Genomic DNA, 22032 nt, shown 5'->3' with positions numbered 1-22032 from the left:
CCTTCAGTCTCCGGCGGTGCGGCGGGCGGGGGAACTGGAATTCGATTCTGTGGAAAACCTCGGGTATGTGGGCGGCGAGGATTATCGGAGCGGGTGTTGTGTGGGTGGTCGTGGTTGCTCGCGGGCAGGGGTTCGCTTGGGATGGGGTGGGGCCGCGCGTAGTGGCGGGTGGAACGGGCAGGTTGCGCGGTGTGCGGAGCCGGGCCGATATTGGGATCGTCCGCGCACCGTGGCGCGGAGTGGAGGGAGCGACATGGCCGGTGGGGTGTCCGAGGGTTCGGCGCTGTGGGAGCCGTCGGAGGGCGTCGTCGCCGACGCGCGGGTGACGCGGTTCGTTCACTGGCTGTGGGAGCGGGGCGTCCGCACGGAGTCCTACGACGAGCTGTGGCGCTGGTCGGTCACGGAGGTCGACGCGTTCTGGGACGCCATCTGGTCGTACTTCGGTGTCGTCGGCGAGCGCGGGGACGGCCCCGTCCGGACGGGCGGGCCCATGCCGGTGGACGGCCTGAAGTGGTTCCCCGGCGCGACCGTCAACTACGCGGCGAACGCGCTGCGGCGGGCCGAGGAGACGCCCGAGGAGACGGCGGTGATCTTCCGGTCGGAGGCCGGTGGGCACCGGGTGCTGTCTTACCGGGAGCTGGCGCTGCACGTGGCGGAGGTCCGCGCGGGGCTGGCCGATCTGGGCGTCGGCAAGGGCGACCGGGTCGCCGCCTATGTCCCGAACATTCCGGAAGCGCTGATCTGCTTCCTGGCGACGGCGTCGCTCGGCGCGGTCTGGTCGTCGTGCTCGCCCGACTTCGGGTCGTCGTCGGTCATCGACCGGTTCGCGCAGATCGAGCCGAAGGTCCTCATCGCCGTGGACGGCTACGCCTACAACGGCAAGCAGTTCGACCGGCGCGAGATCGTCGGGGAGATCGAGGCCGCGCTGCCGAGCCTGGCCGCCACGGTCCTCGTGCCTTACCTCGACCCCGCCGCGACCCCCGAAGGCTTGCGGGTGGGCATGCATTACGGCGAACTGCCCCGCGCCGACTGCGACACGCTGGAGTTCGAGGACGTTCCCTTCGACCACCCGCTGTGGGTCGTCTACTCGTCCGGGACGACGGGTCTGCCCAAGCCGATCGTGCACGGGCACGGCGGTGTGGTGCTCGAACACCTCAAGGCCCTGTCGTTCCACCAGGACCTCGGCCCCGAGGACGTGTTCTTCTGGTTCACCACCACCGGCTGGATGATGTGGAACTACCTCATCGGCGGCCTCCTGGTGGGTTCCACCATCGTCATGTACGACGGCGCCCCGCTCGACCTGTGGACCCTGGCCGCCGAGAACGGCGTCACCTACATGGGTGTGGGCGCGCCCTACATCACGGCGTCCGCCAAGGAGGGCCGCCGCCCCGGCGAGGAGCACGACCTGTCCGGGCTGCGCGGCATCGGCTCCACCGGCTCACCGCTCCCGCCCGAAGGCTTCGCGTGGGTGTACGACGCGGTCGGCAAGGATCTCCTGCTCGGCTCCTTCTCCGGCGGCACCGACCTGTGCACCGGGTTCGTCGGGCCCTCGCCGCTGCTCCCGCTGCGCGCCGGCGTCATCCAGTGCCGCGGCCTCGGCGCCAAGGTCGAGGCGTTCGCTGAGGACGGCAAACCGGTCACGGACGAGGTCGGCGAACTGGTCATCACCGAGCCGATGCCCTCGATGCCCGTCTTCTTCTGGAACGACGAGAACGGCGACCGCTACCGCGACTCCTACTTCGACATGTATCCGGGCGTGTGGCGGCACGGCGACTGGATCAAGATCCTGCCGGACGGCGGCTGCGTCATCTACGGCCGCTCCGACTCCACCCTCAACCGCGGCGGCGTCCGCATGGGCACGTCCGACTTCTACCGCGTCGTCGAGGCGTTCGACGAGATCACCGACAGCCTCGTCATCGACACCGGACGCCTCGGCCAGGAGGGCCGGCTGCTCCTCTACGTCCAGCTCGCCGAGGGCGCGTCCCTCACCGACGACCTGCTGACCGGCCTCAAGCGCGAGATCCGCTCGTCGCTGTCGCCCCGGCACGTCCCGGACGAGATCACCGCCGTCCCCGGCATCCCCCGGACGCTCTCCGGCAAGAAGCTGGAGGTCCCCGTCCGCAAGATCCTCCAGGGCACCCCGGTCGACAAGGCCGCCAACCGCGACTCCATGGCCAACCCCGAGGTGCTCACCCACTTCACCCCTTAGCCCGCGCCCCGTAGGCGAGGACGTCGCGGCGGCGGTACAGGCGGCGGACGCGGCCGCCGCCCAGCGGCTCCACCCGGGCCGGTTCCGGCCAGCCCGCCGGTGGCCGCTTGGCGTAGACGGTCACGCTCGTCTGGGCCAGCCCGAGGATGCGCGCCGCCTCCGCCAGCGTGACGAGATCGTCCGGCCCCTCCTCCGCGGGACGAGCCTCAAGCGAGCGGTACCAGGCCGTCCAGGCGGCCTCGTCCCAGTACATGGCCTTGCCCGCGCGGTGGGCGACGTCGGGATGGCCGTTCGCGGCCCGCTCGGCCCACAGCTGCTTGAGGCGGTGGCGGCTGACGCCGTGCCGCGCCGCCAGCTCGTCCCGCGTGACCAGGCCCGATGGGACGTCATGGGAGCGGCGCGCGGCGTACCATCGGTCCCACTCGCCGGCGTCCCAGGCGAGCTGGGACCCGACCGTCCCGGCCGGTTCCGGGTGGCCGTTGGACGCGCGTTCGCGGTACCACTTCTCCAGCGTGCTGCGTCCGAGCCCGTGCTCGGCCATCAGGTCGCCCCGCGTGTAGACGCGCCGGCCGTCGAGCGTTGTCATGCGTACAGTTTCGCTTGTGTGACACCTGGCTCGGCTGTATCGCTGTGGGAAGGGACGGCATTAGGGTGGTTCAACGGTCAGATCGCTCCGTAAGGTCGCAGGATCGGGTGAACTTCCCTCGGGTCTCGGGCGTCACACAGTCGGAGGGTGATCCGGGCTCGTAACGACGCGGCCCGTCGATCAAGAGAGGGACGGTTCCACGCATGGAGGTTGGGGCGCTGCGGTCCGGTGACCCGGATCGGCTGGGTTCGTACGCCCTGATCGGCCGGGTGGGCGAGGGCGGCCAGGGGACGGTGTTCCTCGGCGCTGCCGAGGACGGCCGGCAGGTCGCGATCAAGCTGCTGCACGCCGAGCTGACGTCCGACGACAAGGCGCGCGCCCGGTTCCTGCGGGAGCTGGAGGTCGCCAAGCAGGTCGCGCCGTTCTGCACGGCCCAGGTCATCGACGCCGACGCGGACGGCGACCGGCCCTACATCGTCAGCGAGTACGTGCGGGGGCCGTCGCTGAACCAGCAGGTCCTGGACGAGGGCCCGCTGGACGGCGCGGGGCTGGACCGGCTCGCGGTCGGCACCGCGACGGCGCTCGCCGCGATCCACCAGGCCAAGATCGTGCACCGCGACTTCAAGCCGCACAACGTGCTGCTCGGCCCGGACGGCCCGCGCGTCATCGACTTCGGCGTGGCCCGCGCGATCAGCGCCGGCGCCACCCTCACCAGCCGGGTGATCGGCACCCCGTCCTACATGGCGCCCGAGCAGATCAGCGGGGACGAGGTCGGCACGCCCGCGGACGTGTTCTGCTGGGCCGCGACGCTGGTGTTCGCGGCGACCGGGGAGCCCCCGTTCGGGCAGGACACCATCCCCGCCGTGATCAACCGGATCCTGCACGAGGAGCCCGACCTCGGCGACCTCGACGGGTCGCTGCGCGAGCTGGTGCTCGACTGCCTGGAGAAGGAGCCGGAGCACCGGCCCGGCGCCCGGCAGGTGCTGATGCGGCTGCTCGGGCACGAGGAGTCGGCGGGGCGCCCGGTGGCGGCCCGGTCCGGCGCGGCCGACGAGACCGCGATGCTCGCCGCCGGGTCCGTGCGGGCCGCCGAGGCCGACGAGGACGAGGTGTTCGACCCGGACCCGGTGTTCGGCGACGACCCGGTCTTCGACGACGACGCCGATCACGATGACGACGTGTTCCGCGACCCGGAGGCGACCCCGGCGGCCGCCGCCTTCCACGACGCGGGCCTGCCCGGCGATGAGGACGACCGGCCGCCCACGCCGGCCGAGTGGGGCGCCGGCAACACGCTGCCCCCCGACCTCGTCGTGGTCGGCGAGCCCCGGGGCGGCGGGCTGAAGTACGCGCTCGCCGGTTCCGGACGTTCCGCGCTGCTGGCCGGCGCCGCCGCGCTGTTCGTCGCGGTCGTCGTGGTCTCCTCCGTGCTCGTCCTCGGCTCCGGTGACAAGGGCAAGGCCGGGCAGAAGGTCAGCGACCCGAGCGCGCCGCCCGGGTCGAGCACCGTCATGCCGAGCATGGCGCCGCCGACGACGCACATGCCCACAGAGCAGCAGACGACCCCGGGGTACACGCAGTACCCGACGGGGAGCCCGTCGCCGACCGGCAGCATCACGCCGTCCGGCACGCCGACGCCGTCCGATACGCCGGACAAGCCGACCCCGACGAAGTCGACGACCAAGCCCGGGACGACGCCGCCCGAGACGCCGCCGGAGACCCCGCCGGACCCGTCCGGCCCGCCCGGAACCCCGGGCACCGGTGGCACCGGCGCGGAGGGCACCGGCACCGGCTGACGTCCCCGCCCGACGTCCCCGCCCGCGCGCCCCCGGCATGGGAACCGGCGCGCGGGCCGGACGGGCTGGCGAGGTGGGCTGGCAGGGTGGCACAGGCCACGTTGACCTCGCTGCATAGCAGGTCGGCTTTGCGGCGATTCCTGGCTACGCTCGTGCAGTGAGCGGCGCCACAACGAGGTGGCGAAGGGTCTCAAGGGGAGTTGTTGATGAGCGGCATGCTCGATCAAGCGAAGGACGACCTGCTCAGGCGGGCCGCTGAGACGTGCGCGCAGCGCCCGGGGGCGCGCGGCGGGGACGCGGAGGAGGTCTTCGACTACCTCCGGCTCTACTACCGGCAGGTCGCCCACGAGGACCTGCTGGCGCGCGATCCGGTGGACGTCGGCGGCCCGGCGATGGCGCACCGGTCGCTCGGCGAGGAGCGGCCGCAGGGACGCGCGAAGGTCCGCGTCTACACGCCGACGCTGGAGGAGCACGGCTGGGACCCGGGCCACACCGTCGTGCAGGTGGTTACCGACGACATGCCGTTCCTCGTCGACTCGGTGACGATGGAGCTGACCCGGCACCACCTGGCCACGCACCTGATCGTCCATCCGCTGCTCGGCGTGGACCGCGACGTCGCCGGCCACTTGAAGGCGTTCCGCCACAAGCTCGACAGCGACACCGACGTCGACGAGTCCTGGATCCACATCGAGGTGGACCGCACCAGCGACCGGGCCGTCCTGGACGAGCTGGAGAGCGACCTGCTGCGCGTCCTGCAGGACGTCCGGGTCGCGTTCGAGGACGAACTCAAGATGCGCGCCCGCGCCCGCCAGATCGCCGACGCGATCAAGGAGACGCGGCCCCCGCTGCCGGACAAGGAGCTCGCCGAGGGCGTCGAGCTGCTCGACTGGCTGGCCGACGGGCACTTCACCTTCCTCGGCTACCGCGACTACACGCTGACCGACGGCGACACCGCGCTGCGCCCCGAGCCGGGCACCGGCCTCGGCATCCTGCGCAGCGACAAGCGCGAGTCCGACAGCTTCGCGGCGCTGCCGCCGGAGGTCCGCGAGCGGGCGACGGAGAAGCACCTGCTGGTGCTGACGAAGGCGAACTCGCGCTCCACCGTCCACCGCCCCCTGTACCTCGACTACATCGGGGTGAAGAAGTTCGACGAGTCCGGCGAGGTCGTCGGCGAGCGCCGCTTCCTCGGCCTGTTCACGCACGTCGCCTACAGCGGGTCGATCGGGCACGTGCCCGTCCTGAAGCGCAAGCTGGAGGAGGTGCTGGAGCGCGCCGGGTTCACCGCCGACAGCTACGACGGGCAGGACCTCGTCGAGGTGCTGGAGAGCTACCCGCGCGACGAGCTGTTCCAGATCTCCGTCGACGACCTGCTGAAGATCTCGCTAGGCGTGCTGCGGCTGCGCGAGCGCCGCCAGCTGAAGCTGTTCCTCCGCAAGGACCTGTACGGGCGCTTCATGTCGTGCATGGTCTACCTGCCGCGCGACCGCTACACCACCAAGGTCCGGCTGCGCATCCAGGACCTGCTGAAGCAGGCGTTCGAGGGCGTCAGCGTCGACTACAGCGCGAACGTCACCGAGTCGCTGCTGGCCCGCCTGCACGTCGTCGTGCGCGGCGAGCGCGGCCGCCCGCTGCCGGACGTGGACGTCGCCGAACTGGAGGAGCGGCTCGCCAACGCCACCCGCTCCTGGGAGGACGACCTCGCCGACGCCGTCATCGAGCAGTGCGGCGAGGAGCGGTCCGGGACGCTCGGCCGCGCGTTCGGCGAGGCCTTCCCCGAGGGCTACAAGGCCGACTTCCCCGCCCGCACCGCCGTCGCCGACCTGCGCCGCCTCGACGACCTCACCGAGGACGCCGACACCTCGATCAACCTGTACGAGCCGTACAGCGCCGAGCCCGGCGAGCGGCGGCTGAAGATCTACCGGCTGGGCGAGCCGATCTCGCTGTCCCGGGTGCTGCCGCTGCTGCAGAACATGGGCGTCGAGGTGATAGACGAGCGGCCCTACGAGATCTGCACGTCCGACGGCCGCCGGTTCTGGATCTACGACCTCGGGCTGCGGTACGTCCCGCCGGGGAACGTCCCCGAGGAGGCCATCAAGGACCTCTTCCAGGACGCGTTCACGGCGCTGTGGCGCGGCGAGATCGAGAACGACGGGTTCAACGCGCTCGTCCTGCACGTCGGGCTGAACTGGCGCGAGGCGATGATCCTGCGCGCCTACGCCCTCTACCTGCGGCAGGCCGGGACGACGTTCTCCAAGCGGTACGTGGAGCAGGTGCTGCTGCGCAACGCCTCCATCACCCGGCTGATCGTCCGGCTGTGGGAGAGCCGCCTCGACCCGTCCCTGCAGGGCGGCGAGGAGGAGCGCAGCCTCGGCATCACCGAGGAGCTCCAGGGCAAGCTCGACGAGGTCGCCAGCCTCGACGAGGACCGCATCCTCCGCGCCTACCTGGCGCTCGTCCAGGCGACCCTGCGCACGAACCACTACCAGGGCAAGCCGTACCTGGCGATGAAGTTCGACCCGCAGGCCATCCCCGACCTGCCGCAGCCGAAGCCGATGTACGAAATCTTCGTGTACTCGCCGAAGGTCGAGGGCGTGCACCTGCGGTTCGGGTCGGTGGCGCGCGGCGGGCTCCGCTGGTCCGACCGCCGCGAGGACTTCCGCACCGAGATCCTCGGCCTGGTCAAGGCGCAGGCGGTGAAGAACACGGTCATCGTCCCGGCGGGCTCGAAGGGCGGCTTCGTCGGCAAGCAGCTGCCCGACCCGGCCGTCGACCGGAAGGCGTGGCAGCAGGCCGGAATCGCCTGCTACAAGGACTTCATCTCCGGCCTGCTCGACCTCACCGACAACCTCGTGGACGGCAAGGTCGTCCCGCCGGCGAACGTCGTCCGGCACGACGGCGACGACCCCTACATGGTCGTCGCCGCCGACAAGGGCACCGCGACGTTCTCCGACATCGCCAACGGCGTCGCCGCCGACTACGGGTACTGGCTCGGCGACGCGTTCGCGTCCGGCGGATCCGTCGGCTACGACCACAAGGCGATGGGCATCACCGCCCGCGGCGGCTGGGAGTCGGTCAAGTACCACTTCCGCGCGCTCGGCAAGGACGTCCAGAACGAGGACTTCACCGTCGTCGGCATCGGCGACATGTCCGGGGACGTGTTCGGCAACGGGATGCTGCTGTCGGAGCACATCCGGCTCGTCGCCGCGTTCGACCACCGGCACATCTTCGTCGACCCCGACCCGGACGCGGCCGCCTCGTTCGCCGAGCGCCGCCGCCTGTTCGAGCTGCCGCGCAGCAGCTGGGGCGACTACGACACCGCGCTGATCTCCAAGGGCGGCGGAGTCTTCCCGCGCACCGTCAAGTCGATCCAGGTCACCCCGCAGATGCGGGCCGCGCTCGGGATCGAGGACGGAGTCAAGGCGGTCACCCCGTACGAGCTGATCCGGGCCGTCCTCAAGTCGCCCGTCGACCTGCTGTGGAACGGCGGCATCGGCACCTACATCAAGTCGTCCATCGAGAACAACGCCGAGGTCGGCGACAAGGCCAACGACCCCGTCCGGGTGGACGGCGCCGAGCTGCGCTGCAAGGTCGTCGGCGAGGGCGGAAACCTCGGCGTCACCCAGCTCGGCCGCATCGAGTTCGCGCGCGGCGGCGGCATCATCAACACCGACTTCATCGACAACTCCGCCGGCGTCGACACCTCCGACCACGAGGTCAACATCAAGATCCTGCTCGACCAGGTCGTGCGGGACGGCGAGCTGACCGGCAAGCAGCGCGAGGGCCTGCTCTACGAGATGACCGAAGAGGTCGGGCAGCTCGTCCTGCGCGACAACTACGCGCAGAACGTGGTGCTCGCCGCGTCCCGCGCGCAGGCGCCCTCGATGCTGCACGTCCACGCCCGGTACATGCGCAAGCTGGAACGCGACGGCCGACTGAAGCGGGACCTGGAGTTCCTGCCGGACGACAAGGCGCTCGCGGAGCGGCGGCAGTCCGGGCACGGGCTGACCGGCCCCGAGTTCTCCGTCCTGCTCGCCTACGCCAAGCTCGCGCTGGACGCCGAGATCGTCGCGTCCGACCTGCCCGACGACCCCTACCTGGAGTCGTGGCTGGTCGACTACTTCCCGACCCCGCTGCGCGAGCGGTTCCGCCCCTACATGGACCGGCACCCGCTGCGCCGCGAGATCATCACCACCGCCGTGGTGAACGACGTGGTCAACGCGAGCGGCTCCACGTTCGTGTTCCGGATGAACGAGGAGACGGGCGCGTCGTCGTCCGACATCGCCCGCGCCTACCTCGTCGCCCGCGACGTGTTCCAGATGCCGCGCTTCTGGGACGCGGTGGAGAGCCTGTCCCACCAGGTGGAGGAGTCGACGCAGGTCGCGATGCGGCTGGAGGCGCGCAAGCTGACCGAGCGCGCCGCCCGCTGGCTGCTGCACAACCGGCGGCCCCCGTTCGACATACAGGAGAGCATCGACTTCTTCAGCGGCGGCGCCGCCACCCTCGGCGCGCACGTGTCGAAACTGCTCGTCGGCCTCGACCTGGCCGCGTTCGAGCAGCGCCGCGACGGCTTCGCCGAACTGGGCGTCCCGGACGAACTCGCCGAGCAGTGCGCCGCGTTCGTCCCGGCCTACTCCACGTTCGACCTGGTCGGCGTCGCGCACGAGACGGGCCGCCCGGTGGAGGAGGTCGCCGAGGTGTACTTCGACCTCGCGGACCGCCTCCAGCTGTCCCGGCTGCGGGAGCGCATCATCGCGCTGCCGCGCGACGACAAGTGGCGCACGCTGGCCCGCTCCGCGCTCCGCGACGACCTGTACGCGGCGCACTCGGCCCTCACCCGGGACGTCCTGATCACCAGCGAGTCCGGCGGACGCCCCGAGGAACGCATGATCCACTGGGCGGAGAAGAACAAGCCGGCCGTCCAGCGTGCCCAGCAGACGCTGAGCGAGATCTGGGAGAGCGACAGCTTCGACCTGGCCACCCTCTCGGTGGCCCTGGGCGCCATCCGCACCCTGGTCACCGCCAGCTCCCTTCCCAGCAGCGAAGCGTGAGCATCGGCGCCCGTCCCGCTCTGGGGGGCGGGCGCCGTACGCTGTCAGCGGGCGGAGGTCAGGGAGACGGATTCGCCTAGGACGCGGGCCTTGCCGGACGGCGGGGAGTACCCGATGGCCAGCCACTGCCAGGTGGTGCGGAGCGTCTTGCCCGGCTTGTCATCGTTCTCGGCCAGGTAGTCGCGGACTTCGGCGGGGAGGGTGTCTTCCTCGCCATCGGTGAGCGTCTGCTCCTGCTTCAGGCCGTACCAGACCAGTGACCCACCGTCCTTGGTGCGCAAGGCATAGGACGAACCCGGCCCCGGCGTGAGCTTGCCGGGTTCGGACGTCCAGTCACCGATCTGCTTCGTGCGGGCGTTCCGCGAGTAGGTATCGGGAACCACGGCACTCTCGTCACCGCTCGCCAGATACTTCGCGTGCGCGGCGGGCAGCCCCCGGTCGGGTGCCGGGATCGCGTAGCCCTGTGCGTCGTAGGCGAGTTGTGGCGGTTTCCCTTGGAACGTGAGCCAGTGCGCGGCGCGCCAGTCGTCCTTCTTCTTGCTCCTCACGAAGACGCCGAGGACCTGCTGGTCCTTCCACCTTGTTGTGCCGGTCCGTCCAGTCCTTGAGGACGTCGAGCGACTCATCGGCCGTCACGGCGGGCTCGCCGCTCGGCTGCGCCGCGTCCGTCCCGGCGCCCGAACCGGACCCGGAACACCCGGCGAGCGTGACCAGCAGCGCGGCCAGGGCCACGTGAGGCACACGGCGCACGACCCACCTCGACGGACGAATTGTCGGACTTGCGGCGCCAGTGTAGAGGGTCGTGCGCCAACCCATCGGGTGCCGGGACGGTCCTGCGCAGCGGTCAGAAGAGCGGGCCCGCCCGGCACCCGACGGAGCTCAGGAGCCGCGCACCGCTATGGCCTTGCGGTACATGCCGCTGACCGTGGCGCGGCCCTTGGGTGGAACGGTGGCCAGGTACTGCACGAGGACGGTCGTGTCCATGCGCGTCCTGGCGGAACTGGCCGGGGCGAGCCCGACAAGATCCCCGCTCACCGCCAACCTGCCCCGTTTCGCCGCGGAGTACGCCTCGTTCTGCTTCAGGACATACCAGACGATCGCCCCGCGGTCCTTGGTGCGCAGCGCGTACACCTTGTACGGGGCGGGGGAGAAGCGGGACGACAGCGTCACGCCGCGTCCGGCGAGCGTCTGCTCACCCTGCTTGAGCGCCTTGTAGGTCTCGCTGGTCTTCGCCCCGTCGGCGAGGAGGGTGGCGCCGGACGCCTTCGGGCCGTTCGTGAGCAGTGCGGCGTGCGCCTGCGGCAGCTTCGCCGGCGCGATCGCCAGGTCCTTGACGCCGGGGTCGACCGGTGTGGCGTAGCCCTCCGGGTCGAGGGCGATCTTGCTCAGCGCCGGTTCGGTCGGGTACGGGTCAGCGGCCAGCAGCCAGGGCGCCCCTGCCTTGGCCTGCGTGAACAGCAGCGCGTGCCGCAGCGTCCGGTCGCCCTCGCCGGTGGCGGCGTCGGCGGCGAACCAGTGCGGGTACCCGGTCAGCCGGGGGATGTAGAAGGTCGCGCTCGTGAACGCCAGCTTCGGCGGACGCTGCCGGACGGTCCGCCGGAGCTTCAGCGCGGCCGCGTCCATCGACAGCTGCGGGTCGGCCTCGACGGCGCGCAGCGCCTTGCCGCTGAACCGCCGCCCCGCGTGGTTCGCCCCTTTGGTGTAGGACGTGAGGACCTGCTGCGCCTGCGCTTTGGTCAGCGCGGGCTCCCCCCTGGGCTTGGCCGCCTCGGCGGACGAGCCGGAGCCGGAGCAGCCGGCGGCCAGCGCCGCGGCGAGCAGGCCGGGCAAGAGGATCGGTGCGTGCGTGCGTGCCATGAGGCCCCCCGAATGGCGACGGTGATCCGGACCACGCGCCATCCTCGCAGAGTGACCGCACAGTCACGCTGCGAATGCGAAATCAGGGGGTCAGGCCGTCTCCTGCTGGCGCATCCAGCGGATCTCGGCCTCGATGAACTCGTCGAGGTCGCCGTCCAGCACCGCGGTCGGGTTGCCCGCCTCGATGCCGGTGCGCAGGTCCTTGACGATCTGGTACGGGTGCAGCACGTAGTTGCGGATCTGCGTGCCCCAGCTCGTCGTGCTGCTGCCGCGCAGCTCCGCCATCTTCTCGGCCTCCTCCTGGCGCTGGCGCTCCAGGAGCTTGGCCTGCAGGACGTTCATGGCCGTGGCCTTGTTCTGCAGCTGGCTCCGCTCGTTCTGGCAGGACACCACGATTCCGGTCGGGACATGGGTGATCCGCACCGCCGAGTCGGTCGTGTTGACGCCCTGGCCGCCCGGCCCGGACGACCGGTACACGTCCACCCGCAGGTCGCTGTCGTCGATGTCGACGTGGTCGCTCTGCTCCACCACGGGGACGACGTCCAGGCCCGCGAACGACGTCTGCCGCCGCCCCTGGTTGTCGAACGGGGAGATCCGGACCAGCCGGTGGGTGCCGTGCTCGCCGCGCAGCGTCCCGTACGCGTAGGGGGCCTTCACGGTGAACGTGGTCGACTTGATCCCGGCCTCTTCGGCGTAGGACGTCTCGTAGACCTCCGTCGAGTAGCCGTGCCGCTCGGCCCAGCGCAGGTACATCCGCTGCAACTGCTCGGCCCAGTCGGCCGCGTCCACGCCGCCGGCCTGCGCGTTGATGGTGACCAGCGCCTCGCGCGAGTCGTACTCGCCCGACATGAGCGTGCGCACTTCCATCTGCTGGACGGCCTTGTGCAGCGCCGCGAGCTCCTCGTCGGCCTCCGCGCGGGTGTCGGCGTCCTCCATCTCGCTGGCCAGCTCGTACAGCGTGGCGGCGTCGTCGAGCCGCTGCCGCAGGCCCTCGACCCGGCTCAGCTCGCTCTCCAGGTGCGACAGGCGGCGCGTCACCGACTGGGCGCGCTCCTGGTCGCTCCACAGGTCGGGGTCGGCGGACTGCTCGCGCAGCTCGGCGATGTCGCGGCGCATGGCGTCGAGGTCCAGCACCTGCTCGATGCTGGTCAGTGTCGCGCCGAGCTCCTTGAGCTGCTCTTCGGGTTCGATGCCTGCCACGGTCCGAGCTTATCGCCGTCCGGCACTGCTTATCGCCTCGCGGACGGCGGCGGTCGTAGGGGCAATATCATGTGGATGGCAGAATCACGGGCCGAGGAGGTCGGCCGACGACGGCCGGCACGGAGTTCGGTCCGGGGGACGGGTCTTTGCACAGGTTCCTGCGGGTGATCGCGGTCGCGGTGCCGCTCATCCTGGCGCTCACGGCCGCGGGCTGCGCCGAGGGCGCGACGGAGGCGCGGCCCACCGTCAGCGTGCCCGAGACGTCCCCGCCGGCCCCGGTGCCGCTCACCCCGGACGTCGCCGAGCAGGCGTTCCGCACCTATGTCACCGACGAGGACGTGGCCCGCGCCGCCGGCGACGAGCGGCTCGCGCTGACCTGGACGTCCGACGGCCAGTCCCAGCTCACCGCGGCCGAGTTCCGCAAGGCGGCCTACGACGGCGACCCGGTGCGGCGTTTCGTCTACGGCAAGCCCAAGCTGTACGTGCCGAAGCTGAAGGACGCCGCCTACCCGCAGTGGTTCGTGGTGTCGGTCGACCGCTCCGTCGTGGGCAAGCGCAAGAGCGAGCACAGGACGCTGATGGCGTTCGTGCTGCGCGGGCCGTCCGACCACTGGAAGCTCACGCTCGCGACGCTGATGCAGAAGAAGGCCAAGGAACCGAAGGTCGCGATCGACGACGACGGTTACGCGGAGGCGTTGAGCACCGACGACACGTCCCTGCTGATCCGTCCCCGCGACGTCGGCGGGATCCAGGCGACGATCGCCGCGGAGGGCGGCGGCAGCGTCGCCGCCAAGGTGATGAAGTCGAGCGACGTGACGACCGGCTTCTACAAGGACGACAAGCGCGCGAAGAAGAAGGCCAAGAAGAAGGACCTCACGTACCGGGCCGTCTACACGGCGACTCCGTTCCCCTACTTCGGGCTGCGCACGGAGAGCGGCGGCGGGCTGATCGTCTACTCGCTGTTCCGCAACACCTCGCTCGTCGCCGAGGACCCGGACACGCCCAAGCCGGAGATCCCCGACAACGCCGAGCACCTGCTGGACGGGACGGTCGAGGGCAACGAGGTCGACACGACCGCCACCCTGCACTTCGCCGCCTACGATCCGCCGAAGGCGAAGAAGGGCAAGTCGCAGTCGAAGGCGCACATGATCGCCGACGACGGGGCGGTCACGAAGGCGGCGACCCCGCCGCTGAAGAAGCCCTAGCGCGCCGCGGCGGTCAGCCGTAGACGCGGCGCAGCACGAGGGCGCCGAACAGCAGGGCCACCAGCGCGGCCAGGACGAGCGCGGGCGGGATGGACGGGCCGTGCCGGTGCATCTCCGACTTGGCCGCCCGGCAGGTGGGGCAGCGCCCCTCCACCACCGGGTTCGAGCACTGAGCGCAGATCAGATGTTCGCAGCTCATGTCGTGGGCCCCAATCTCCGGGATCGGCACGTGGGTCCGTGCGGGGAAGCGTCCGCTTCTTCGGTGTCCGTCCACTTATTAGGTATCTTTCCCCATCATCCAGCGTAGCCGGACTGTATGGTCGTTCCGGCAAGTCCGGGACCTGGACGGTAGGAATACGGCCGGACGTCGGGAGACGGATCACATGGCACTGATCGGACAGAAAGCACCGATCGGGCTGAGTGACGCCCTCCCGAGCCCGTACCGCGCCGAGTGGGACGAGTTGGTTCCCGGTCCCCTCTACACTGCTCGAAGGCTCCGCGTCCCACCCGGTCGTGAAGCCGGGCGGCGCAGGCAAGTGCCCACGGACCAGTCCGTGGCCGCGGGCCGGGCCGCTCCCCAACCCCTACAGCGAACCGCCGTGATGCAGCCGTGATCCATTTCGACAACGTCACCAAGGTCTACCCGAGCCAGAACCGGCCCGCCCTGCAGCATGTGAACGTCGCCATCGAGAAGGGCGAGTTCCTGTTCCTGGTGGGTCCGTCCGGCTCGGGCAAGTCGACCTTCCTGCGCCTCATCCTGAAGGAGGAGCGTCCTTCCCAGGGTCACGTGCACGTGGCGGGCAAGGACCTGAGCCGGCTGAGCAACTGGAAGGTGCCGCACCTGCGCCGCAGGATCGGCTGCGTCTTCCAGGACTTCCGCCTCCTGCCCAACAAGAACGTCTTCGAGAACGTCGCGTTCGCCCTCGAGGTGATCGGCAAGCCGCGGCGGTTCATCCAGAAGGTCGTCCCCGAGGTCATCGACCTCGTCGGCCTGGAGGGCAAGGGCCACCGGATGCCGGACGAGCTGTCCGGCGGCGAGCAGCAGCGCGTCGCGATCGCGCGGGCGTTCGTCAACCGGCCGATGATCCTGCTGGCGGACGAGCCCACCGGGAACATCGACCCCGCCACCTCGATCGGCATCATGAAGGTGCTGGACCGCATCAACCGGACCGGCACCACCGTCGTCATGGCCACCCACGACGCCGCTATCGTCGACGCGTTCCGCAAGCGCGTCGTCGAGCTGGAGGACGGCCGCGTCGTCCGCGACCAGTCCCGCGGCGTGTACGGCCAGGCGTACTGACCATCTGAACCAACGATTCCCGCCGGGGCGTACGACAGCCCGAAGGCGGGGACCGCCCGCTTCGGGCCGCGTTCCCTCATGAGGCCGCCCGCGCTCCGGGCGGACCCAAGGCGATCAAGGACAGCGAGGCATGCGCGTACAGTTCGTTCTCCAGGAGATCTGGATCGGCCTCCGCCGGAACATGACCATGACGATCTCCCTCGTCATCACGGTCGCCATCGCCATGGCGCTCTTCGGTACCGGGCTGCTCCTGCGGCAGCAGGTCGACGCGTCCAAGGGCTACTGGTACGACAAGATCGAGGTCTCGATCTTCCTGTGCGCCAAGACGAGCTCCAATCCGAGCTGCCAGAAGCAGGACGTCACCGACCAGCAGCGGCAGACGCTCAAGGGCAGCCTGGAGAAGATGCCGCAGGTCTCCGACGTCGAGTACGAGAACAAGCAGCAGGCGTACGAGCGGTTCAAGGACCGCTTCGCCGGCTCGCCCGGCTTCGTGGAGAGCACCCGCGAGGGCGACATCCCCGACTCGTTCCGGGTCAAGCTGAGGAACCCGGAGGAGTACAAGGCGGTCGCGCAGGCGATGCTCGGCCAGCCCGGCGTCGACACCGTCATCAACGAGCAGGAGATCCTGAAGCGGTTCTTCCGGATCCTGAACGGCCTGCAGGTCGCCGCGCTGACGATCGCGCTGATCCAGGTGATCGCCGCGGTGATGCTGGTCGGCAACACCGTCCGGCTGTCGGCGTTCAACCGGCGCCGCGAGACCGGCATCATGCGGCTGGTCGGCGCGTCCAACACCTACATCCAGCTGCCGTTCATCCTGGAAGGCGCCATCGCCGGGCTGATCGGCGGCATGTTCGCCTCGATCCTGCTGGTGTTCAGCAAGAAACTGCTGATCGACCGATTGGCGGGGGACGTCCAGCTCGTCAGCCAGCTCGGCTGGAGCACGGTGATAGCCGTCATCGTCCTGTCGATCTGCTTCGGCGTGCTGCTCTGTGCCGTCGCGTCGTTCCTGACGCTGCGCAGATACCTGAAGATCTGACGTGCCGGCCGGATCCGGGCCAACTGCCCGGTCCGGCGCGTCCGGCCGCCCTACACTTGCCGCATGTCCAGGTCCGCGCCGCCGCTGAGCCCGTGCCTCCGCTGAGGAGGCCGCGGGGACCGGTGCTGCGCGGCGCGGCCGTCGCGGCGGCGCTCGTCTGCGCGTACGGCCTCGGCGTCGTGAGCGGCTCCGGCTCGGAGCGGCACGCGGCCGTCGCGGGCGGCGGATCCGTGCTGGACGAGGCCGCCGCGCAGATCGGCCGCCGGGCCGCGAAGCCGGTCGGCCGCGGCGAACTCGACCGCGCCGCCATCGAGGGCATGCTGCGCGGCCTCGGCGACAAGTGGGCGCGCTACTACCCGGCCCGCGAGTACGACGACGTCGAAGGACGGCTGACCGGGCGCTACAGCGGCGTCGGGCTGTGGCTCGGCGGCGCGGCCCGCGGCGACCGCGTGCTGGTCGCCAGCGTCCAGCCGGGCACCCCCGCCGCGCGCGCCGGGGTGCGGGCCGGGGACGTGGTCACGGCCGTCGGGAACAGGCCCGTGGCCGGCTGGGACATCTCCCGGGTGGCGGAAGCGCTGCGCGGACGTCCGGACGAGGCCGTCGAACTAACCGTGGAGCGCGACCGTCGAACCAGGCGGTTCCATCTCGTCCGCACATCGGTCCAGGGAGGAAACGTCACCGTGACCGCTCTTCCCGACCACGCGCGCCTGATCCGCGTCGGCGCCTTCACGCGCGGGACGGGACGGGAGGTCCGCGCCGCCGTGACCGGGCGGTCGCCGTCCGGCCGGCCCACCGGCGGCGTCCTGCTCGACCTGCGCGGCAACCCGGGCGGGCTGCTGGACGAGGCGGTCGAGACGGCGTCGTCCTTCCTGTCGGCCGGCCCCGTCGTGACCTACGAGCCGCGCGGCAGGCCCGTCCAGCACCGGACGGTGACCACGCCCGGCGACCCGGACGTCCCGGTCGTCGTGCTCGTCGACGCCGGCACCGCGAGCGCCGCGGAGATCGTCGCGGGCTCCCTGCGCGACCGCGACCGCGCGGTGATCGTAGGATCGCGTACATATGGGAAGGGCTCGGTCCAGGAACCGATCGAGCTCGCCGACGGGTCGGTCATCGAGCTGACCGTCGGTCGCTACCGCACCCCGGGCGGCCGTAACCTCGACGGGGTCGGGATCGAGCCCGACGTGGCCGTCTCCGCCGACCGTCCGCCCAGTGAGGCCGAGCGGCGCGCCCGGACGGTACTGCAGGGCCTGCACGCGACGATGCCGGACAAGGACTGATGACGTGGCACGGGACACCGGGCGCAAGAAGGACAAGAAGGACACCGGGCGCAAGCTCATCGCCCAGAACAAGCGCGCCCGCTACGACTACCACATCGACGACACGTGGGAAGCGGGCATGGTGCTGATGGGCACCGAGGTCAAGGCGCTCCGCGCCGGGCGCGCCTCCCTCGTCGACGGCTACGCCCACGTGATGGACGGCGAGGTGTGGCTGGAGCACGTCCACATCCCCGAGTACACGCAGGGCACCTGGACGAACCACGCGCCGCGCCGGCGCCGCAAGCTGCTGCTGCACAAGCGCGAGATCCAGAAGATCATCGCCAAGTCGTCCGAGCCGGGCTGGACGCTGATCCCGCTCTCCCTGTACTTCAAGGACGGCAAGGCCAAGGTCGAGATCGGCCTGGCCCGTGGTAAGAAGGCCTACGACAAGCGCCAGGCCATCGCCAAGCGGGAAGCCGACCGCGAGATGCAGAAGGCGGCGGCGGCCCGGTTCAGGAGACGGTGAAAGGTGTCGATGAAGAACCGAGGCCGGCGGGGCGGACCGCCCCGGATTCCGCGGCGCGCGATCGCGCTGGCGGGCGGCGCCCTGGTCGCCTGCGGCGCCGTCGGCGCGACCATGATGCCGGGCGCCCTCGCCGAGCCGTCGGCGATGCCGGTCGTCCGCGACTTCCTGATCGCCTGGCAGGTCGGCAACTACGAGGCCGCCGCCGGCCACACGACCGGCGCCGACCGGGAGGAGGTCGCGGAGGCCCTCGGCCGCGTCCGGCAGCAGCTCGACGCGGCGTCCCTGCGGCTGTCCCTCGGCACCGGGGTGCAGGGCAGCGACGTCGACCAGATCGTCAAGAAGGGCGACGAGGCCGACGCGCGCTTCACCGTCAAGATCGACCTCGGCGAGAACGGCCAGCCGTGGGAGTACCCCGGCCTGATGCACCTGAAGCGCGTCGGCGGCCAGTGGAAGGTCGTCTGGAGCCCGTCCGTCATCAACACCAAGCTGAAGCCGGGGCAGCGGCTCGCCGTGGTGACCGAGGTACCGAAGCGCGCCCCCATCACCGACACGCAGGGCCGCTCCGTGCTGCAGGAGGTCGGCGCCTACAACGTCGGCGTGTACCCCGGCCAGCTCGCCGACCCGGCGAAGACGCTGGACCAGCTCGCCAAGCAGACCAAGATGGACGGCGGCCGCCGGCTCGACGCCGAGCGCCTCCTCGGCCGCGTCCGCTCCGCCCCGCCGCAGGAGTTCCTGCCCCTGCTGACCCTCCAGGTCCCCGCGCACAACGCGCTCATCCGGCGGCTCAACGCCATCCCCGGCCTGCACTTCGAGGGGACCAGGGCGCCGATCGCCCCCGCGTACGCGCCCGAGCTGATCGGCCACCTCGGCCCCGCCACCGCCGACCGCCTCCAGCAGGTCGGCGCCCCCTACCAGCCGGGCGACACGATCGGCGTCAGCGGCATCCAGCTGCTCCAGCAGCGCCGCCTCGCCGGCACCCCCACCGTCCGCGTCGTGGCGCAGGACGAGACGGGCAAGAACACCGAGGAGCTGCGGTCCTGGCCGGGCCAGGAGCCGCAGGGCGTCCAGACCACCCTCGACCCCGGCTACCAGGCGCGCGCCGACTACGCGCTCCAGGAACTGCCGTACGCGGCGTCCATGGTGGTGGTGCGGCCGAGCACCGGCGAGGTGCTGGCCGTGTCCAACCACGGGACGAACGGCGAGAACCGCGCGTTCGAGGGCCACTACCCGCCCGGCCTGACGTTCGGGATCGTGTCCGCGGAGGCCCTGTTCTCCCACGCCCAGATGAACAACACCACCGAGACCACCTGCCCCGGCAGCGTCACCATCGGCGGCAAGACGTTCACGAACAAGGCGCGCGGCGAAGCCACCTTCGCCAACGCGTTCGCCGCGTCCTGCAAGACGACCCTCGCGCAGCTCAGCGGCAAGCTGGACGCGCAGGCCCTCGTCCAGGAGGCGTCCCTGTTCGGCATCGGCAAGGACTGGGGCCTGGTCGTCCCCGCGTTCACCGGCTCGGTGCCCGCCCCCGCCAACGACGGCCAGAAGGCCGCCACGATGGTCGGCGAGGGCAACGTCGAGGTGAGCCCCCTCGCCATGGCCCTCGTCGCCGCCGCCGCGCAGAACGGCACCTGGAAGCCCCCGTACGTCCTCAAGGGCCAGGACATCACCAAGACCGTCCAGGCGCCGGCGCCGCAGAGCCTGCCGGCCGAGTCCGTCGCGAGCCTCAAACGCGTCCTCAAGCGCACCGCCACCCACGGCAACGCCCGCTCCGCCCGCGTCTCCGGCGACGTCGCCGGCGTCGCCGCCCTCGCCACCTACGTGCGCGGCGGCGACAACAAGACCATCTCCTGGTTCGTCGGCTCCGACAACGACCGCGCCTTCGCCATCGCCGTCGAGGGCACCGTCAACACCGCCAAGCTCGCCGCCAGGTTCCTGACCGGCCACTCCTGACTTTGGGATCTCTTTACGCCCCGGACGCAACCATCCCCCACCCCCCGGACGTCATTACGGTTGACTGGGCAACCGCTCGGGGGGTTGCGGACCCAGTCGCCGTGATGAGACCGGAGCCTCGTCTCGGGGGAGGCTCCGCCGTCCGGACCGGCCCGACCCTGCCGGTCGACCCCGGTGGGCACTGCGCCCACCGGGGCTCACGGTTCCCCAGCCGGAAATAACGTTGCCGACCGGCTTGTTAACCTAGTAACGTCATCGCTGCGGACGTCCCCGGACGCCCGCTTTGACAACTCAACATGGGGGTGACCGGCTTCGACTTCGGTCGTTCGAGCCAGGGGAAGCGGGTCGAGGGTTGCTGTCGTGACCTCGTAAATCCTGTGACAGCAAACCAATAACTGCCAACAAGAAGCAGTCCGAGTTCGCCCTCGCCGCCTGAGCGAGGAGCGAACTCTGTCAGCCCGGTAGCGTCTCCGAACCGGGGCCTGGCATCGTAAGGAGACTCCACCTACCAGTCCGGTCGCGGGTCCGGTAGGAACACCAAACAGCGACTGAGCCCGTCGGCGACACGCCTGCGTGAGCGCCGGGACTGAGAAAACGCCAAGCAGGCTGCACCCGGAGAAGCCCTGACCCATCACCGAAGGACGCGGGTTCGATTCCCGCCACCTCCACTCGGGACGACGTGTGCTCGGCGGCCGCTTTGCGGCCGCCTTCGCCGTGTCGTTCCGTCCTGTTTTTCTGGGGGGCGACCCCCAGACCCCCGGTGTGGGGGCTCCGCCCCCACGCCCCTTGTCGGCTGAGCTTTCCGCTCATCTTTCTCCGGTCGAGGTGGTCGGCGATCTGCCGTGCGCTGAGGCCGTCGTCGAGCCGGGTCGCGACGGTTTTGCGGAAGGTGTGCGAGCTGCCCCACCCGAACCGCTGGGCGTCGATGCGGCCGAGGACCTCTTTGACGTCCCGGTTGGCGTTGTAGGGGATCACGCGCCCGGCGTCCAGGTCGATGACCTCGGCGCGCACGCCGAGGGCCTCGCCGATCCGCGTCCCGTCCCGTCCCGTCCCGTCCAGGAACTCCACCAGGTCTGGACATCGAGCTCTCGCGCGCCCTGGTCCGCGGCGACCTGTGTCAGCATCGCGGATCGAGGTGATCATCGCGCTGCTGGACCGGCCTTGGCGCCTGATCCCTACGGGCGGGTTCCGGACCTGTAGTGGACCGTGATCAGCAGTCGGCCTTTTACCTGGCCTTCCTCTATTCGCCGGTGTGCTTCCGCGGTTTGTGCCAGGGGGAGCCGGTCGGCGATCTGTGCGGTGAGCAGGCCGCGTGCGAGCATGTGGTTGATCAGGCTGGCGGCGTCCGCGAGGTCGGTCGCTGAGGCTCTGCTGATGACGAAACCGGGCAGGGTGACGTCTCGGGTGTAGAGGTGGGGGAGTGGTACCGGCGGGGTGTCCGGTGCGGAGGCGGTGACCAGTACGCGGCAGCCTGCCGCGGCGACCTGGTCCACTGCGGCGAAGTCGTGATGACCCGAGGTTTCCCAGTACACCTCGATTCCTTGGGGTGCGTGTTCGGTGAGGCGGTCGGGCAGGTGTGGGTCACGGTAGTCCAGGACCGTGTCCGCGCCCGCTGCGCGGCATCGGGCGTGGTCGTTGGGGTGTGCGCTGGCGATGACCCGTGCGCCTGCCAGTGCGGCCATGGCGATTGCTGCGGATCCGATGTTGCCGGCGCCGCCGCCGACGAATACCGTCCGTCCTGGCTGCAGGCCGCCGTGTACGAACCATCCGAGGTAGGCCGTCGCTGCCGGCTGTGCCACGGCCACGGCTGTTTCGGGGTGCGTCCCGTCCGGTAGCCGGTACAGCCGTTCTGCGGGAACTGAGGCGAACTGCGCGGTCGTGCCTTGCCGGCCCTCATGGCCCATGCTGTTGCACCACACCCGGTCGCCCAGCCCGAATCCCCGTGCCCCGGATCCGGTGCCTGTGACCGTGCCCACCAGATCCCGTCCGACGATGAGGGGCATCGGTACGGGTGTCCGGTAGGTGCCCGACCGGACGAAGGCGTCCACCGGGTTCACCGCGGCCGC

General features: G+C 70.7%; 15 protein-coding genes and 1 other RNA gene. 10 read left to right on the top strand and 6 right to left on the bottom strand.

Going from position 1 to position 22032, the window contains the following annotated elements; genetic code table 11:
• Positions 1–253: 253 nt before the first annotated feature.
• Positions 254–2209: an acetoacetate--CoA ligase gene (locus HUX53_RS15290; protein ID WP_176403856.1), complete on the top strand. Its 1956-nt coding sequence runs from the start codon at positions 254–256 to the stop codon at positions 2207–2209.
• On the opposite strand, the gene HUX53_RS15285 is transcribed toward HUX53_RS15290, so the two are convergent.
• Positions 2199–2795 (bottom strand): hypothetical protein, encoded by a 597-nt coding sequence (locus tag HUX53_RS15285; RefSeq protein ID WP_176403855.1) that lies wholly within the window; start codon positions 2793–2795, stop codon positions 2199–2201. The genes HUX53_RS15290 and HUX53_RS15285 overlap by 11 nt on opposite strands.
• A gap of 203 nt (positions 2796–2998) precedes the next feature.
• On the opposite strand from HUX53_RS15285, the gene HUX53_RS15280 reads away from it, so the two are divergent.
• Positions 2999–4588, top strand: coding sequence for a serine/threonine-protein kinase (locus tag HUX53_RS15280; RefSeq protein WP_176403854.1), 1590 nt, complete (start codon positions 2999–3001; stop codon positions 4586–4588).
• A 206-nt stretch (positions 4589–4794) separates the two neighbouring features.
• Positions 4795–9636 (top strand): NAD-glutamate dehydrogenase, encoded by a 4842-nt coding sequence (locus HUX53_RS15275; RefSeq protein ID WP_176403853.1) that lies wholly within the window; start codon positions 4795–4797, stop codon positions 9634–9636.
• A 44-nt stretch (positions 9637–9680) separates the two neighbouring features.
• Here the strand turns inward: HUX53_RS15275 and HUX53_RS15270 are convergent, their stop codons facing one another.
• The 3 genes from HUX53_RS15270 to prfB all read right to left on the bottom strand — a co-directional run bounded on the left by HUX53_RS15270 (position 9681) and on the right by prfB (position 12693).
• The gene (locus HUX53_RS15270) at positions 9681–10184 is read right to left on the bottom strand and encodes a hypothetical protein (RefSeq protein WP_176403852.1); all 504 of its coding nucleotides are present in this window, start codon (positions 10182–10184) and stop codon (positions 9681–9683) included.
• Between the two features lie 331 nt (positions 10185–10515).
• On the bottom strand, positions 10516–11493 hold the full coding sequence (locus HUX53_RS15265; protein WP_176403851.1) for a hypothetical protein: 978 nt from the start codon (positions 11491–11493) through the stop codon (positions 10516–10518).
• A 90-nt stretch (positions 11494–11583) separates the two neighbouring features.
• Positions 11584–12693 carry a peptide chain release factor 2 gene (gene prfB / locus HUX53_RS15260; RefSeq protein ID WP_176403850.1) on the bottom strand — a complete coding sequence of 370 codons (1110 nt, stop codon included), beginning with the start codon at positions 12691–12693 and terminating at the stop codon, positions 11584–11586.
• A 146-nt stretch (positions 12694–12839) separates the two neighbouring features.
• Between prfB and HUX53_RS15255 the strand changes: the two genes are divergently transcribed.
• A complete protein-coding gene (locus HUX53_RS15255; RefSeq protein ID WP_176403849.1) occupies positions 12840–13898 on the top strand; it encodes a hypothetical protein in 1059 nt (352 codons plus the stop codon).
• A gap of 13 nt (positions 13899–13911) precedes the next feature.
• On the opposite strand, the gene HUX53_RS15250 is transcribed toward HUX53_RS15255, so the two are convergent.
• Positions 13912–14097 (bottom strand): hypothetical protein, encoded by a 186-nt coding sequence (locus HUX53_RS15250; protein ID WP_176403848.1) that lies wholly within the window; start codon positions 14095–14097, stop codon positions 13912–13914.
• 411 nt (positions 14098–14508) lie between these two features.
• On the opposite strand from HUX53_RS15250, the gene ftsE reads away from it, so the two are divergent.
• From ftsE to ssrA, 6 genes are all read left to right on the top strand, one after another.
• The gene (gene ftsE, locus HUX53_RS15245; protein ID WP_176403847.1) at positions 14509–15198 is read left to right on the top strand and encodes a cell division ATP-binding protein FtsE; all 690 of its coding nucleotides are present in this window, start codon (positions 14509–14511) and stop codon (positions 15196–15198) included.
• 130 nt (positions 15199–15328) lie between these two features.
• Complete coding sequence (gene ftsX, locus HUX53_RS15240) at positions 15329–16234, top strand: permease-like cell division protein FtsX (protein WP_176403846.1); 906 nt, start codon at positions 15329–15331, stop codon at positions 16232–16234.
• 122 nt (positions 16235–16356) lie between these two features.
• Positions 16357–17511: a S41 family peptidase gene (locus tag HUX53_RS15235; protein ID WP_309237237.1), complete on the top strand. Its 1155-nt coding sequence runs from the start codon at positions 16357–16359 to the stop codon at positions 17509–17511.
• Positions 17512–17515: 4 nt separating this feature from the next.
• The gene (smpB, locus tag HUX53_RS15230; protein ID WP_176403845.1) at positions 17516–18016 is read left to right on the top strand and encodes an SsrA-binding protein SmpB; all 501 of its coding nucleotides are present in this window, start codon (positions 17516–17518) and stop codon (positions 18014–18016) included.
• A 9-nt stretch (positions 18017–18025) separates the two neighbouring features.
• Positions 18026–19966, top strand: coding sequence for a penicillin-binding transpeptidase domain-containing protein (locus HUX53_RS15225; protein WP_176403862.1), 1941 nt, complete (start codon positions 18026–18028; stop codon positions 19964–19966).
• A 298-nt stretch (positions 19967–20264) separates the two neighbouring features.
• Positions 20265–20637, top strand: a transfer-messenger RNA (tmRNA) gene (gene ssrA / locus HUX53_RS15220).
• Between the two features lie 504 nt (positions 20638–21141).
• Here the strand turns inward: ssrA and HUX53_RS15215 are convergent.
• Positions 21142–22023 carry an NADPH:quinone reductase gene (locus tag HUX53_RS15215; protein WP_309237240.1) on the bottom strand — a complete coding sequence of 294 codons (882 nt, stop codon included), beginning with the start codon at positions 22021–22023 and terminating at the stop codon, positions 21142–21144.
• Positions 22024–22032 lie beyond the last annotated feature (9 nt).

The sequence above is a fragment of the Actinomadura sp. BRA 177 genome (assembly GCF_013372625.1).
GTDB lineage: Bacteria > Actinomycetota > Actinomycetes > Streptosporangiales > Streptosporangiaceae > Spirillospora.
The sequence above is the reverse complement of the archived record's forward strand: the minus strand, read 5'-3'. Positions and strand labels throughout refer to the sequence as shown.